Origin of the sequence: Streptomyces polyasparticus, from assembly GCF_014493765.1 — a bacterium.
Taxonomy (GTDB): Bacteria; Actinomycetota; Actinomycetes; order Streptomycetales; family Streptomycetaceae; genus Streptomyces; species Streptomyces polyasparticus.
This window is the reverse complement of record NZ_JACTVJ010000030.1, coordinates 79,581-95,262: the sequence shown is the minus strand read 5'-3', so window position 1 is coordinate 95,262 and position 15,682 is coordinate 79,581. Positions and strand designations below refer to the sequence as shown.

At 70.4% G+C, this 15,682-nt stretch carries 11 protein-coding genes; 9 read left to right on the top strand and 2 right to left on the bottom strand.

From position 1 onward, the window contains the following. Positions 1 to 16: 16 nt before the first annotated feature. The 9 genes from H9Y04_RS40965 to H9Y04_RS40925 all read left to right on the top strand — a co-directional run bounded on the left by H9Y04_RS40965 (position 17) and on the right by H9Y04_RS40925 (position 14,614). Positions 17 to 1,933 (top strand): non-ribosomal peptide synthetase, encoded by a 1,917-nt coding sequence (locus H9Y04_RS40965; RefSeq protein ID WP_187819340.1) that lies wholly within the window; start codon positions 17 to 19, stop codon positions 1,931 to 1,933. A 27-nt stretch (positions 1,934 to 1,960) separates the two neighbouring features. Next, complete coding sequence (locus H9Y04_RS40960) at positions 1,961 to 2,386, top strand: nuclear transport factor 2 family protein (protein ID WP_187819339.1); 426 nt, start codon at positions 1,961 to 1,963, stop codon at positions 2,384 to 2,386. A gap of 73 nt (positions 2,387 to 2,459) precedes the next feature. Next, on the top strand, positions 2,460 to 3,557 hold the full coding sequence (locus tag H9Y04_RS40955; RefSeq protein WP_187819338.1) for a branched-chain amino acid aminotransferase: 1,098 nt from the start codon (positions 2,460 to 2,462) through the stop codon (positions 3,555 to 3,557). Positions 3,558 to 3,593: 36 nt separating this feature from the next. Beyond that, positions 3,594 to 6,854, top strand: a complete 3,261-nt coding sequence (locus H9Y04_RS40950) for a non-ribosomal peptide synthetase (RefSeq protein ID WP_187819337.1) — start codon at positions 3,594 to 3,596, stop codon at positions 6,852 to 6,854. A gap of 3 nt (positions 6,855 to 6,857) precedes the next feature. Beyond that, on the top strand, positions 6,858 to 8,252 hold the full coding sequence (locus H9Y04_RS40945) for a condensation domain-containing protein (protein WP_187819336.1): 1,395 nt from the start codon (positions 6,858 to 6,860) through the stop codon (positions 8,250 to 8,252). Further along, positions 8,249 to 8,839: an LOG family protein gene (locus tag H9Y04_RS40940; RefSeq protein WP_187819335.1), complete on the top strand. Its 591-nt coding sequence runs from the start codon at positions 8,249 to 8,251 to the stop codon at positions 8,837 to 8,839. The genes H9Y04_RS40945 and H9Y04_RS40940 overlap by 4 nt, the downstream gene beginning before the upstream one ends. 10 nt (positions 8,840 to 8,849) lie before the next feature. Continuing rightward, a complete protein-coding gene (locus H9Y04_RS40935) occupies positions 8,850 to 10,139 on the top strand; it encodes a Zn-dependent hydrolase (RefSeq protein WP_187819334.1) in 1,290 nt (429 codons plus the stop codon). An 8-nt stretch (positions 10,140 to 10,147) separates the two neighbouring features. Beyond that, entirely contained in the window at positions 10,148 to 11,452 is a 1,305-nt protein-coding gene (locus H9Y04_RS40930) for an MFS transporter (protein ID WP_187819333.1), read from the top strand. A 93-nt stretch (positions 11,453 to 11,545) separates the two neighbouring features. Next, complete coding sequence (locus tag H9Y04_RS40925) at positions 11,546 to 14,614, top strand: AfsR/SARP family transcriptional regulator (RefSeq protein WP_187819332.1); 3,069 nt, start codon at positions 11,546 to 11,548, stop codon at positions 14,612 to 14,614. 16 nt (positions 14,615 to 14,630) lie between these two features. Here the strand turns inward: H9Y04_RS40925 and H9Y04_RS40920 are convergent, their stop codons facing one another. Beyond that, positions 14,631 to 14,819 (bottom strand): hypothetical protein, encoded by a 189-nt coding sequence (locus tag H9Y04_RS40920; protein ID WP_187819331.1) that lies wholly within the window; start codon positions 14,817 to 14,819, stop codon positions 14,631 to 14,633. Between the two features lie 157 nt (positions 14,820 to 14,976). Then, positions 14,977 to 15,579: a branched-chain amino acid aminotransferase family protein gene (locus tag H9Y04_RS40915; RefSeq protein WP_187819330.1), complete on the bottom strand. Its 603-nt coding sequence runs from the start codon at positions 15,577 to 15,579 to the stop codon at positions 14,977 to 14,979. Positions 15,580 to 15,682: the final 103 nt, after the last annotated feature.

Here is a 15,682-nt window from a genome sequence, read left to right as displayed (position 1 = left end):
TTCTGGGGAGGCCCTGATGAACGTGGACGGCGACACCGAGGACGAGCGTCGCAAGCACGCGGCGGATACTCCCGCAGTTCCCGCCGGAGGTGTCGGTGCGGCCTTCGAGGCGTGGGCCCGGCGTACCCCCGACGCAGCCGCTCTGGTGTGCAGCGGCGGCACGCTCTCCTACCGGGAACTCAACGAGCGTGCCAACCGCATGGCGCACCGCCTCATCGAACTCGGCGCGGGCGCAGGCGGACGGGTGGGGCTGCGGCTGCCGAGGTCCGCCGACTTCGTGGTGGCGATGCTCGCCGTGCTCAAGACGGGTGCGGCGTATGTGCCGCTCGAAGCGGGCCAGTCTCCCGCCCGGCTGGCACGCATGGTCGCCGAGAACCACATCGGCCTCGAAGTCGCCCCGGAAGGCCAGGACACCGACCTCTTCGCCCCCGGCGTACGGGGCGTCGATCCGTGCGAGCCGGCCGTCATGGGCGGTTCGCCGCACGACCCCGGCGTCATCGTCCTGCCGGACGATGTCATGTATGTGCCGTACACCTCCGGCTCCACCGGCACGCCGAAGGGCGCCGAGGTGCCGCACCGGGCCGTCGAGGGCTTCTTCCGGGACGAGACCTATGCCTTCTGGGGCCCCGGGGCCGTTACGGTGCACCACTCGTCGCTCTCCTGGGACGGACACGTACTCGACCTCTATCCGGCGCTGCTCAGTGGCGGCACCGTGGTGATTTTCGAGGGCGACGCAGGAGACCCCGTCGCTGTGGCCCGGACGGCCGCCGAGCACGGTGCGACAGTGCTGTGGCTGAGCGCTGCCGCCTTCAACACCGTGGTGGACGTCGACGTCCACCTGCTGCGGGGACTCCAACACCTGCTGATCGGCGGCGAGACACTGTCCCCGACCCATGTGTCCCGTGCACTGGCCGCCCTTCCCGGCACCCGGATCGTCAACGGCTACGGCCCCTCGGAATGCACCGTGTTCAGCACCGTGCACCCCATCGCAGCCGCCGATCCGCAGGACGCCGACGGCATTCCCATCGGCCGCGCAGTAGGTGACCGGACGGTCCACCTCCTGGACGGGCTCGGGCGCCCCGTGCCCGACGGTGTGCCGGGCGAGGTGTGCGTCGGCGGCCCCGGTGTGGCGCAGGGTTACCTCGGGCGGCCCGCGCTGACCGCCGAACGCTTCGTCCCCGACCCCTTCTCCCGACGGCCCGGCGCCCGGATGTATCGCACCGGGGACCGCGCAGCCCTCGGTGCGGACGGCCTGCTGCGCTTCGGCGGTCGGTCGGATGACCAGGTGAAGATCCGGGGCTTCCGGGTCGAGCCCGGCGAAGTCACCCAACTGCTGCGTCAGCACCCTGCGGTGCTCGACGCCGTGGTCGTCCCGCGCCGCGACGCACAGGGCCAGTGCCTCGATCTCACCGCATACGCCGTGCTGTCGGGAGCGGGCGACGCCCCGTCGCCCGACGTGCTGCGGGAGCACCTGCGCCAGGACCTGCCGCCCGTGATGGTGCCCGCCGCCGTTGTCCTCCTGGAGCGCATGCCGCTCACCCCGAACGGCAAGGTCGACAAGTCGGCCCTGCCCGCAGCCAGTCAGGACAGCCGGACCTGCGAAACCCCCCATGTGCCGCCGCAGACCGACACCGAACGCCGACTGGCCGCCATGTGGGAGGAGCTGCTCGACGTCAGGGGAGTGGGCAGGAACCATGACTTCTTCCGGCTCGGCGGGCAGTCCCTCCTCGCCACCCGGATGGTGGCGAGGATCCGCCGCATCTACGGAGCCGAGTTGCCCCTGCGCACCCTTTACCGGGGCGCCCGCCTCGCCGACGTCGCGGCAGAGATCGACCGGCTGCGCTCCGGCGACGCCCGCCCGCCCGCCGATGTCATCACGCGGGTCGCCCGTAGCGCCCGCGCCACCCACCAGGGCCGGTCCGCAGCACGCTGATCGGCCGACTCCACCGGGAGGCCCGCCATGCAGACTCGCCCAGCCACAGTGCCCCGCACGCGCCAGGAGCCGACCACAGCCCCGATCAGCAGTCCCGAGCAGGGGGCCGAAGCGCGTGTACGTCGCTACTACGCATGTGTCGATGCCGGAGACGTGCCCGGCCTGATCGCCCTGTTCGCGCCGGACGCCCAATACCACCGCCCGGGCTACGAACCGCTCGTGGGCCACGCCGATCTGCAGCGGTTCTACCGGGGAGAGCGGGTCATCGCCGAGGGCAGGCACACCGTCAGCGAGCTGCTCGTGGCCGGATCCAAGGTCGCGGTGCACGGTGAGTTCCACGGGGTCCTGCACTCCGGGGAGCGGGTCGGCCTGCGCTTCGCCGACTTCTTCCGGCTCACTGCGGAGCTCGCCTTCGCCCGCAGGGACACCTTCTTCTTCGCGCCTCTCGTATAGCCCGGTCCGCCCTCACCCTCAACTCGTTTCGCCGGCTTGCCGGTCCGCCTGCACCCAGACCTGAGGAGTCATCATGTCCGCGCCCGTACTCGGCTCCGCGGAGCGCGGCGCCGTCGCCCCCGAGCCAGCCCGCTACGCCTTCGGCGAGTTCTTCACCGAGCACATGGTCACCGCGGCCTGGACCCGGGAGGAGGGCTGGCATCCGGCCTATCTGCGTCCGCGCGGATCGCTGAGCATGGACCCTGCCATGGTGGGTCTGCACTACGGGCAGGCGGTCTTCGAAGGGTTGAAGGCCTACCGCCAGGCCGACGGGGCGACCGGTGTCTTCCGCGCCCATGACCACGCCGAGCGGTTCCAGCGCTCCGCGCGCCGACTCGCGATGCCCGAACTCCCCACGGACACCTTTTTGCGTGCAGTCGACGAACTCGTCGCCTCCGACGCGGGACCCCTGCCCGACGACCCGGCGCTGAGCCTCTACCTTCGCCCCCTGCTCTACGCCTCCGAGCCGCTGCTCGCCCTGCGCCCGGCGCACCAGTACCAGTTCGTCATGATCGCCTTCCTGACCGGCGGCTTCTTCGCGGACCGCCCCGACCCGGTGTCCGTCTGGATCAACCGTGACCAGAGCCGGGCCGCTCCGGGCGGCACCGGCGACATCAAATGCGCGGGCAACTACGCCCCCGGATATCTCGCTCAACAGCGGGCCGCGTCGGCCGGCTGCCAGCAGGTCATCTGGCTGGACCCGGTCGAGCACAACCACGTTGAGGAAATGGGCGGGATGAATCTCTTCTTCGTCCACGGTTCGGGATCCCGGGCGAGAATCGTCACCCCGCCACGGACCGGCACGCTGCTGCCCGGCATCACCCGCGACAGCCTCTTCACCCTGGCGGCACGGCTCGGCTGGCGCAGCGGCGAGGAGCGACTGTCCGTCGACGGATGGCGCGAGGCCTGCCGCAGCGGAGCCATCACGGAAGCCTTCGCCTGCGGTACGGCGGCCGGAGTCACCCCCATCGGCACCGTCCACGACGGTACGACGAGCTGGCGCATCGGGGACGGCGGGCCCGGGCCGGTCACGCTCGCCCTGCGCAGCGCACTCACTGATGTCCAGCGGGGGCGCGCTGCGGACCCCGGCGGCTGGATCCGCCGGGTGACGGCCGCGGCCCGCGCCCATTGACCCCCGCGTACGCCCGCCCACGATGGAGGCTCCCGCATGACCACCGAGATACGCATGGACCAGATCCACGACCCGGAGACGGAGCACGGCCCAGAAGTAGAGCACGCCACACAGATGGGGGGCGACGAGGAATTCGTCGCCGTGCCGTCCTTCGCACAGCAACGCCTGTGGGTCATGGAGCAGATGGAGGACGGGGCGCCCACCTACAACATCCAAGTGGGCCTGCGGATGCGCGGCGTGCTGGAACTGGGCGTGCTGCAACGCGTACTGGACGAGATCGTGCGGCGCCACGAAACCCTGCGGACCCGGCTGGTGATGGAGGACGGACAGCTCGTCCAGCTGATCGCCACCGAGGCAAGGATCCCGCTGCGGCTGACGGATCTCGCCGCGCAGTCCGCTTCTCACCTTCCGCGCTCCGACGCCCACGAGCCCGCCGCCGATGCCGCGTGGCAGGCCGTCGCGGAGCGCGAACTGCGCGTGCCCTTCGACACCGCGTCCGAGCTCCCGGTGCGTGCCGCCGTGCTGCGTCTGGCCGACGACGACCACGTCCTGCTGATCACCCTGGACCACCTGATCTGCGATGCCTGGTCGCTGCGGGTGCTGCACACCGAACTCGTCACGCTCTACCCCGCCTTCGTGTCCGGCGCCGTCTCGCCGCTGCCCGAACTGCCCGTGCAGTACGCGGACTACGCCGTATGGCAGCGCCAATGGCTGGACGGCGCAGGGGGAAGCGCTCAACTCGATCACTGGCGCAGCACGCTGGGCGACAACCCGCCGCGGCTCGCCTTCCACAGCACAGGCGGAGCGTCGCGCAACGAGCCCGGCAGCCCGTCGAGCAGCTCCAGCACGCACCCGCTCCCGGACCATCTGGTCCGCCGGCTCGAAGAGCTCGCGCGCGGCGAGGGCGCCTCGCTGTTCTCCGCGCTGCTGTCCGCCTTCGGCGTGTTGCTCAGCAAGTACGGCCGCCAGGAGGAGTTCGTCGTCGGAAGCCTGCTGGCAGGCCGCTCCCGGCCCGAACTCGAGGACCTGATCGGCTTCTTCGTCAACACCGTGGGCCTGCGCATGGATGTGACGGGCAGCCCCACCTTCCGGGAACTGCTCGCCCGCGTCCACGATGTGGCACTCGACGCCTACGCCCATCAGGACGTGCCGTTCGAGCGGGTCGCCGAGGAACTGAACCCGGACTACGAACCGGGCCGTGACCAGCCGTTCTTCGACGTGATGTTCCAGCTCGCCGACCTCAGCCGGGAATCCGCCGTCACCAGCGAGCTCTCGCTCGAGCCCTTGCCGATGGCCAGCGAGCCCGCCCCGGTCGCCCTGGTGGTCGCGGTCCTGAAGGAGGGCGGAGGGCACCAGTGCGTATGGGACTACCGGACCGAGCTGTTCGGGGCGGCTGAAGTCCGGCGGATGCAGCGGCAGTTCGTCTCCCTGCTCGAGTCCGCGGTGGCCGACCCTGACCGCCCGGTCGCCGAACTGGACTGGACGCACGAGGACCGTACCGGCGGACCGGCCTGCGCGGACGAGGAGCCGGAGCCCGACGAGCGCTGGACCTTCCACCGCCACTTCGACGCCATGGTGCGCCGCTTTCCCGGCGAGACAGCACTCGTCGACGGCGAACAGCGCCTGACCTACGCCGAGTTGGACCGGCGGGCGAACCGGCTGGCCCATGTGCTGATCACACGCGGCGTCGCCCCCGACGTCGTGGTCGGCATCTTCCAGGAGCGCGGCATCGACCAGGTCGTCTCCGTCCTCGCCGTCGTCAAGGCGGGTGGCGCCTATCTGCCGCTCGACCCGTCGTATCCGGAAGACCGGATCCGCTACATGATCGAGGACTCCGCTCCGCCCCTGGTGATCACCGCTCGGGGGCTGGCCGGGCTCCCCGCCCGTTCCGGCACCGAATCCGTCGACATCGAGGACCTCGCCGATCTTGCCGCGGGCGAGCCGGACAGCGCACCGGCCACCGCGACCCTTCCCGACCACCTCGCCTATGTCATCTACACCTCGGGCTCCACCGGCCGCCCCAAAGGCACCGGGGTCCCGCACCGCGGACTGCGGATCGTGATCCGAGCGCTCGACGACGTGCTGGGCCTTGACCACCGCGACCGTGTCCTGCATTTCGCGTCCGCGAGCTTCGACGCGTCCGTGCTCGAAATGCTCATGGCGTTCGGCTCGGGTGCGGCCCTGCACATCGCACCGTCGGAGAACGGCATACCGGTGGACCTGACCCGGTTCCTGCAGGACGAGGCCATCACCGCCCTGCTGCTCACGCCGTCCGCGCTCGCCGCGGTCGTGGAAGACGCACCCCTGCCCGCACTGCGCACGATCACCGTCGGCGGCGAGGCCTGCCCGCCGGCACTGGCCGCACGCTGGGCCCGTGACCGGCGCTTCTTCAACCTCTTCGGTCCGACCGAGGCCACGATTGTCTCCACCTGGCACCGGGTCACCGACGCCGACGGCGGCGCGGTGCCCATCGGTCTGCCCATGCCCGGACTCGCGGTGCACATCCTTGACGAAGCGCACCGTCCGGTGCCCGTAGGGGTTCCGGGGGAGCTGTACGTCGCCGGACAGGTCGTCGTGCGCGGCTACCTCGGGCGGCCCGCGCTGACCGCCGAACGGTTCGTGCCCGATCCCTTCGCCACGACACCGGGACGGCGGCTCTACCGCACCGGTGACCTGGTCCGCCGCAACGAGCAGGGGACCATCGACTTCCTCGGCCGCATCGACGACCAGGTCAAGATCCGCGGATTCCGTATCGAGCTCGGCGAGATCGAGAACACCCTTGCCGCCCACGCCGCCGTTCGGGAAGCCGTGGCCGTCGTCAGGGAGGACGCACCCGGCGCGAAAGAGCTCGTCGGCTACGTGGTCGCCGCCCCGGGGGCCCCGCTCGACCCGTCCGAGGTGCGCGAGCTGTGCGCGAGCCGCCTGCCGCACTACATGGTTCCCTCCCACCTCGTTGTCCTTGACCGCCTGCCGACCACCGGCGCGGGCAAGATCGACCGCCGGGCTCTGCCCGCCCCCGAGCGGGGCGGCCGGGCAGCCGAGACGGACGACACGCCGGCCGGACCGCTGGAGACGGCGATCGCCGACGTGTGGAGCGAGGTGCTCGGGATCGCCGGCATCACCAGGGCCGACGACTTCTTCGACCTGGGCGGCAATTCGCTGAGCGCCACGCAGGTGATCATCCGGATGCGTCAGGAATTCGGCCTGGAGCTGTCCGTGCGCACGCTCTTCGACAGTGCCGGACTCGGCGAGTTCGTCGACGCGGTGCGCGAGGCGGCCCTGGCACAGGAGGACTGAACGATGGCCGCCTCGCGGGCCGGCTCCGGCTCGATCGACGACCGGCTGCTCGCCGCGCGCGGCACCAGACCGCCCCCGGACCGGATCCCCGCCCGACAACAGCGTCGAACCGTCCTGTCCGCCGCGCAGCACGCCATGTGGCAGGCGCAGCGCACGGGCCGGGGCGGGGTCACCCACTTCGTACTCCAGTACCGGCTCAAGGGCGAACTCGATCACCGTGCGCTGGACCAGGCGGTCGGGGAGCTGCACCGGCGGCACGACATCCTGCGCACCGTCTTCCAGGAGAGCGCGCGGGGCATCGAACAGGTGGTGACGGCCCCAGGGACAGTGCTCGTCGAGCGGATCACACCGCCGGACCCCACGGACGTGGCCGGGACTGTGCGGCGGCTCGCCGAACGGCCGTATCGCCCGGCCGATGTCCCGCCCGTGCGCTGGACGTTGCTGCGACTGGGAGCGTCGGAGCACATCCTGCTGCTCTGTCTGCATCATCTGCTCGCCGACGCCGGTTCCGAGCAGGTGCTGCAGAGCGAACTGGCGGCGCTGTACACGGCGTTCAGCGTTGAACTCGCGCCCGGCCTGCCGGCTCCCGAAGTGCAGTACGCGGACTTCGCCGCCTGGCAGCACGCCCGCGCAGCGGAAGGCAGAGACCGCGAACTCGCGTACTGGAGGCGGGTACTTCAGGGGGCCCCGCCTGCTGTGCGGCTACCGTTCGACCGGCCGCCGACGGAACGGAGCGGCTATCGCGGCGCCACATGGGGGGCAGAAGTCCCGCCGGCCGTGCTCCAAGGCCTGCGCCAGCTGGCGCTGAGCAGCAGAACCACGCTCGCCGCCACCCTCACGGCGGCCTACGCACAGTTCCTGGCTGCTGTGTCGGGGCAGAGCGACATCGTCCTGGGTGCCATGCGGCACAGCCGCGACCGCCCCGAACTCGTCCGTGCGATAGGGGTGTTCGCCCACCTCGTTCCGCTGCGGATCGACATCGCGCGGTGCCGGTCATTCCGTGAGCTGCTCACCCAGGTCCGCGACGTCACGCTCGACGCCTGCGCACACCAGGAAACCCCCATCGACCAGGTGTGTGAAGCGGCCGGGGCCGTCGCCCCGGAGGGCCGGCCGGCCCTGGTGCAGACGGCCTGCTATCACCACGACGCCTCGGAAACCGAGGAGTTACGGCTGCCCGGACTGTCGGTGACCAGAGAGCAGCTGTTCACCGACGTATCCACCTTCGATCTGTCGCTGGCGGTGGAGACAGCGGGCGCAGGCGCCCGCTGTCTGTGGGAGTACCGCACCGAACTGTTCGACCCGGCCACCGTTCAGCAGTTGCACCACCGGTTCGTGGCCCTGCTGGCCGCGGTGACCGCAGACCCCGACCGGCCTTCGTCACAAGGAGAGCAAATATGAGGCCACCCAGGCCGCTGACCATCTGCGTGTTCGGTGGCGCCCGCCCCGGCCATACCGCGCAGGCCGTCGACGCCGCGGCGCGTACCGGCACCGAGCTGGCTCTGCGCGGCCACCGACTGCTGTACGGGGCCGGCGGCGCCGGCGTCATGGGAGCCGTCGCCCGCGCGGCTCATGCGGCCGGCGCCCCGATCACCGGTGTGGTTCCGCGCTTCCTGTACGAGCGTGAACGCGCCCAGGACGCACCGCCGCAGGACCACGTCATCACTGACGACATGTCCGAGCGCAAGCACTACATGCTCGAGAATTCCGACGCGTTCCTCGCCCTGCCCGGCGGATACGGCACCGTCGACGAAGTGCTCGACGTCGTCTCGCTGCAGACGCTCGGCCGCCTCGACAAACCCTGCGTGCTGCTCGACACCGAGGGCATCTGGCGGCATCTGGTCAGGCTCCTGGAGGAGCTGCCCCGCCGCGGCTTCGCCGACCAGGTCGTGGGCGGACTGCTGCAGGTGGCGACCACGCCCGAGGCGGCCATCGAACTGATCGAAGCCCACGCCGGCGTCATGCCGGCAGCCGCATCCGTGACGTGAGGATCGATCAATGACACCCAATCAGAGCACCGCAGGGCTGAATGTATCCGCCCCCACGCCCGCCGGCCCCCTGCGCGTGGACGGCCCCCGACTACTCCAGGGCCTGAGCGACCTGGCCAGGATCGGTGCCGATCCGCGAGGCGGCATCACCCGGCCCTCCTTCAGCCCGGCGGACCGTGAGGCCGTGCGTTGGCTGCGCGACTGGGCCACGGAGGGCGGACTGCACACCGAGGTGGATCCGGCCGGCAATCTGCTCGTACGGCGGCCCGGCCGTCGCCACCGCCTACCCGTCGCCCTCATGGGATCGCATCTGGACACCGTGCACAACGCCGGCCACCTGGACGGGGCGTACGGTGTGCTGGCGGCGGTGGAGACTGTCCGTGTGCTGTCGGCCGCGTCTGCCGAATGCCGTTACGAACCGGTCGCCGTCGCCTTCGCCAACGAGGAGGGCGCCCTGTTCCCGCAGCCGTTCTGGGGCTCGCGGGCGCTGATGGGGGAGACCGGCGACATGTCCGTCGACCCGGTCGACAACGAAGGCCGCTCGCTGCGTGAACCCCTGTCGCTGATCGGCGGCGATCTGGACCGGGTCGCCGAGGCAGCCTGGCACCCGGCCGACATCGTGGCCTATCTGGAGCTCCACATCGAGCAGGGCCCGGTCCTTGAGCAGGCCGGCTCACGGATCGGAGTGGTCGACGCGATCGTCGGCCGGATCGTCTTCGACATCGAGCTGGTCGGCGCGGCAGGCCACGCGGGCACCACGCCCATGCGCGGTCGCAAGGATCCGCTGGCCGCGGCCGCACAGATCACCCTCGCCGTACGGGAGACGGCGACGCGTCGTCGGCTGTGCCAGCGTGCCACGGTCGGCCGCCTGGAGGTCAGCCCGAACAGCACCAACGTGATCCCGGGTACGGTCCGGATGACCGCGGAGTTCCGCGACGGCGACGCCGACAGGCTGGAGCTCCTCGAGAAGCTGTTGCACCGGGAGATCCCCGCCATCGCCGAGGAGTTGGGCGTGCACGCCGTGGTGCAGACCTCTACCAGGGTGCGGGCCCGTGTCACCGACGAACGGCTGCGCGCGGCCGTCGCCGAAGCCGCCGATGCGCTGGGTCTGAACCATATGACCGTGTCCAGCGGCGCCGGTCACGACGCTCAGATCATGGCGGCGCAGGTGCCCACCGGGATGATCTTCGTGCCCAGTTGCCACGGCCTCAGCCATGTACCCGAGGAACACACCAAGGACGAGGACCTGGTGGCCGGAGCCGATGTGCTGCTCCAGACCGCAGCCAATCTCGCCCTCTAGGAGCGGATGTGCGACAGATCCTGGGGCTTGCGTTGTTCCGGCGCTATCTGGCGAGTCAAACCCTGGCCATGCTCGGCAGCAGCTCACTGTGGCTGGCGATGAGCATCTGGGTCAGGGAGCTCACCGGAAGCAACTCCGCCGCGGGGCTCGTCGCGTTCGTCTACATCCTGGGCACCCTGTGCGCGCCGCTGTCCGGCGTGCTCGTCGACCGGGTGCGCCGTCGGCGGCTGCTCATAGCCGCCGACGGGACGCTGGCGGGGTTCGTTCTGCTGCTGCTCCTGGCGGACGGCAGGAGTGGCCTGTGGCTGGTCTACACGGTGATGTTCGGCTACGGACTCATCGGCAGCCTCATCAACTCCGCGCAGTCGGCGCTGATCTCCGAGATGGTGCCGCAGCGCCTGCGCCCCGACGCCAACGGGGCGCTGTCCACCGTGCGTGAAGGGCTGCGTCTGCTGTCGCCCATGGTCGGGGCCGGTGCGTATGCGGCAGTCGGGGCGACCAGCGTGATCTGGCTGGTCTCCGGCCTCTTCGCGCTGGCTGCGCTGGTGCAGTGCACTGTCCGCTTTCGCGAGCGCATCCCGCAGCGGAGGCGAGGCGGTGAAGGGGTATGCCGCGAGATGCTGGGCGGTGTACGTCATCTGGTGGGTGTGCGGCCCCTGCGGCATGTGGTCGTCGCCTGCTGCTGCGCCCTGATGGTGTTCGGCTTCACCGAGTCCGTCATCTTCGCCGTCGCCGACGAAGGGCTCGGTCGCCCGGCGTCCTTCGTCGGCGTCCTGATCATCGCCCAGGGAGCGGGGGCGATCGTCGCGGGCGTGACCGCGGCAGCGGTGGTCAGGCGGTACGGGGAATCCGCCGCGGTCGCGGCCGGCCTCGCCATCTCCTGTACGGGCATCTGGCTGACGGCCGGTCCGGCGCTCTGGGTGGTGCTGCCGGGCACGGCGCTCTTCGGTTTCGGACTGCCGTGGATCTCGGTCGGGGCGGTCACGCTGCTGCAGCGGCTGACTCCGCCACAGCTTCAGGGGCGGGCGTACGCGGCCCTGAACGTCGTCTTCAACGCCCCGCAGGCCGCCTCGATCGCTCTGGGGGCGGGTCTCGTCGCCGTCGTCCCGTACCGACTGCTGCTGGCCGTGATCGGCGCCGTGATGGGACTCGCCGCGCTCGGGCTGGTGCTCGCGGGCAGGGCCACTGCACCGCCCGGTCGAGCCGAAGCGGGGCCTGAGCACGCGCACAACACAGTGGCAGGGAGGAGGCAAGACCACCAAGAAGGCGCCGACTTGGACCAGTTGCTCGGGGGAGCGGGAGATCGTCCGTAGGAATCGGGGCTATTGCCGAAGCCGGCGGGGTCGGGCAGCATCAGCGATGGTCGCTCGGCGGCACGCATCATCAGACCTCAAGGGGGAGGAAGCGTGCGTTTTCTGGTGCTCGGTCCGCTGGAGATCGACGATGTGGGCTGGTCGGTCGAATCGCTGCCCTCCCGCCAGCGGACCGTACTGGCGATGCTGCTGCTCCAGGCCAACTCGGTCGTTCCCGTGGACCAGTTGGTCGACGCCGTGTGGGGTGGCTCCCCGCCCCGAACGGCACGCAGCCAGATCCAGATCTGTGTCTCTCAGCTGCGCCAGCGTTTCTCGGCGGCCGCTCTCTACGACGTCATCGGCACCAGACCGCCCGGGTACTCCTTCCGCATCCAGCACGGCCAACTCGACCTGGATGTCTTCCGGTCCTCGGTCGAAGAGGGCCGGGAAGCCGTCAAGCGGGGAGATCTGGAGGCAGGAGCCCGGCATCTGCGCAGCGCGCTGCTGATATGGCGCGGCGACGCCTTCGCCGACATCGAGAGCGAGAAGGTGGAATCCGCCGCCACCTTTCTCGGCGAACAGCGGATCGCGGTGACCGAGGAATGTCTGGAGGTGGAGCTCCAACTCGGGCGCCACAATGAGCTCATCGGCGAACTCAGCGCGCTGATCGACCGGTACCCCTTCCGGGAACGGCTGCGCGCACAACTGATGATCTCGTTATACCGAGCCGGCCGCCAGGCCGAGGCGTTGCAGGTGTTCCGCGACGCCAGGAGCGTGCTCCAAGAGGAACTGGGCCTGGAGCCCGGCCCCGAACTGCGTGAACTGGAACGGGCCATCCTCGTCGCCGACCCCGTCCTGGAGCCGGCCGGCGGCTTCTCCGCGCTCAACGCGAGTGCCGTCTCGCTTGCCGCCCCGTCCGTGCCCCGGCTGCTGCCCACCACCATCGGCGACTTCACCGGCAGAAGGCGGCAGCTCGCCCAACTGCGCCGTCGGCTCGCGGCCCACACCGATGACCCGGGAGCGCGCCGTCTCGCACCCGCCATCGAGGTGATCACCGGCAAGGGCGGTATCGGAAAGACAACGTTGGCGGTGCACCTCGCGCATCAGCTGTCCGAGGAGTATCCGGACGGCCAGTTGTACGTCCGCCTCCAGGACAGCGCGCTGAAACCGGTCCCTGCCGGAGAGGTGTTGGAAACGTTTCTGCGAGCCCTGGGCGTCACCGGAAAGGAGATGCCCGCCGAGGTCGAGGCCCGCGCCGCGATGTACCGGGACCGGCTCGCGGGGCGTAAGGTGCTGCTGCTCCTGGACAACGCCGTCGATGAGGGGCAGGTGCTGACCCTGCTGCCGGGCACCACCTCGTGCGCGGTCCTGGTCACCAGCCGGGCGCGGCTGACCGGGCTGCCCGGGGCGCACCATTCCCTGCTCCACGAGTTCGACGACGAGCATGCTGTGGAACTCGTCGAGAACGTCCTCGGATCGGACTCCAGGAATTTCGACGGCGCCCAGCTCAGGCGGTTGGCACGGCTGTGCGGCGGCCTCCCGCTGGCCCTGCGTATCGCCGCCGCCCGGCTCGCGGCGCACCCCCACTGGACGGTGCCCCACCTCACCCAGCGTCTTTCCGACGAGACGCGGGCGCTGGACGAGTTCACCCATGGCTCCCTCGACATCAGGGACAACATCGCGCTCAGCTGCCAGCAGTTGCCCACCCAGGCGCACTCGCTCTTCCGGCGGCTGGCTCTCGTGGAGGCGCCCGACTTCGGCAGCTGGGTCGCTGCGGGACTCGCGGGCACCGGCGTCACGGAGGCGGAGGACATCCTGGACACACTCCTGGAGGCCCATCTCATCGAGGTCGAGATCCGGCCGGACGTCGCGCCGCGCTACCGGCTGCACGACCTGATCCGGCGGTACGCACGCGAGCAGCTGGAAGCCGTCGAGCCGGGCCGGGAACGGGACGCGGCCCTGAGCCGCCTGCTCGGCGCGTGCCTGTTCCTTGCCGAGACGGCGCACGGTCGCGAGTACGGTGGCGGCCACACCATGCTGACCGGCACGGCGAAGCGCTGGACCTTCGAGGCGAGTGAAGTCGAGAACATCCTCGGCGACCCGCTGGAATGGCTCGAACGCGAACTGCCCACGCTCAGCTCGATGGTGCTGCGTGCCTGCAGTCTCGATGAGCACGAACTGGCCTGGTCACTCGCGCTGCCGCTGATCACCCTCTACGAGTCGCGCGGGGGGTTCGAGGAGTGGCGGCGCGTACACGGGGCCGTCCTCGATGCGGTCACCGCCGCCGGCAACACCCGCGGCAAGGCCGCCATGCTGTACTCGCTCGGCACCATGCATGTGCACAAGGAGGACTTCCCGGAGGCCGAACTCCTGCTCCAGCAGGCCCAGGACGCCTTCGCCGAGGTGGGTGACGAGCTGGGCGGCGCACTCGCCGTCCGTAATCGCGCCTACCTCGCCCGGGTACGCGGCGAGACGGAGTCGGCCATGACCGGCTACGAACAGGCCCTGGTGGCCCTGCGGCGGGTGGACGACCGCGTGGGCCAGGCCCATGTGCTCAACGGCATGGCGCAGATCAGGCTCACCCAGGAACGCTTCGACGAGGCTGCCGGACTGCTTGAACGGGCTCTGGACGTGGCGCAGTTGACGAACAGCCGGCGGGTCAATGCGCAGATCTTCCACCGCTTCGGGGAACTCCACCTGCACTGCGGCCGTACGGAAGCGGCCGCCGAGGCCTTCCGCAACGCGCTTACCGAGGTGCGCGAGGCGGGAGACCGGACGGGGGAGGCGTTCTCGCTGCACGGGCTCGGGCTGGTCCACCTGCGCGCGGAGCGCCACGCGGATGCCGAGGAGGTCCTCGGCCATGCCTTGACCCTGGCGACCCAGTCGATGCAGCAGATTCTCAGCGCAAGGATTCTGGTGGCACTCGCGGATGTGCACTGCAGCGAGGGGCGGCAGCTCAAGGCCGCCCGTGATCTGGCAACCGCGTTCTCCGCATTCGTACGGGCGGGTGCGACGCCATGGCAGATCGATGTGCTGAAAAGGTTCCACGAATTGCCGGTCGCGGAATCGGAAGCGGTGCTGTTTTCCGTCCTGGCGGACCGCGTTCTGGCAGCGTTGCCGGACGGCGCCGATCCCGACGTGGAAGTCCACGCCCGGGCGCTTCGGCGCCGCCTGGCCGGCTGAGGCGGTCCGGGCGCGTTCAGGGCTGCGGGGTGGGCGGGTTGCTGCCCCAGTGGGTGTCGTTCGTACCGATGGTGCCGTCGAGCGGAGCAGCCAGAGAGCCGTCGCGAGGTGCCTGAGCGGCGGCGGAACCGGCGAGTGCGACCGGTGTGAGAGCGGTGGCGAGGACGAGCAGCGAGCCGGCGACGAGGCGAGTCCACGAATTCATGTCAAGCTCCTGATTTCATTGATTGCGGGGGGGGGTGTGAACACGCCCGGGGTACCTTGACCGGCCGCGTTCACCGCCGCAATCAGAAAAGAGCGTGGCGCTGTCGCGTCCCTACTCTTCCGCTGTTGCCATCCTTAACGCCCATGTCCGTGCGAGGTCACCGCAGGACGTCCAGCCAGTGTTCGTCGTCCCGCATCGCCCCGCTGACCAGCCGGATCATGGCTCGGCGCAGGGCGATCGCCGCCGCTCCCGGCTGACCGTCGCCGATCTGCCAGGTCCCCTGCGGACCGCGAAGGGCATATACCGGAATCACCAGCGCGGCGTCGGTGCATATGAATGCCTCGGTGACCCGGCCCGAGAGAGCGTCCTCGCGCCACTCGCGCGCATCGCGCGTTTCCTCTCGCGACTCGAATCCCAGCACCCGGGCGAGCCGGAGCACCGTGTCCCTGGCGATCACCGGGCCGTCGTCGATGGCAGGGGTGAGCAGACACGCCCGGGCGGCCGGCCCGGTGACGAAGAACGGATGCGGGCGACCCGGTCCGGTACCCGTGCAGCGGGCGTCGACACTGGCCTGGACCGGCGTCAGTCCGGCACGGTTCGCCTCCACCGACGCCGTCAGCGTGAACCGGGCGTCCCCCCGCGGACCTTCGTCGGCCGCGGCATCGACACGGGCAACCAGATGCAGCGAGTGCGGCGGGTCGGGCAAACCCCTTCGAAGCCGGCCGGCCAGCACCCGGGCCGAGTCGACGAACACATCCATGGGAACCGGCGGTACCCCCGCCCTTACGCAGAGCGCCGCGAAGTGCCCGGCGTGTGCGCGAGCGCGCATAAGGGCGATCGTGTCGTCCGACCGACGGTGCCCG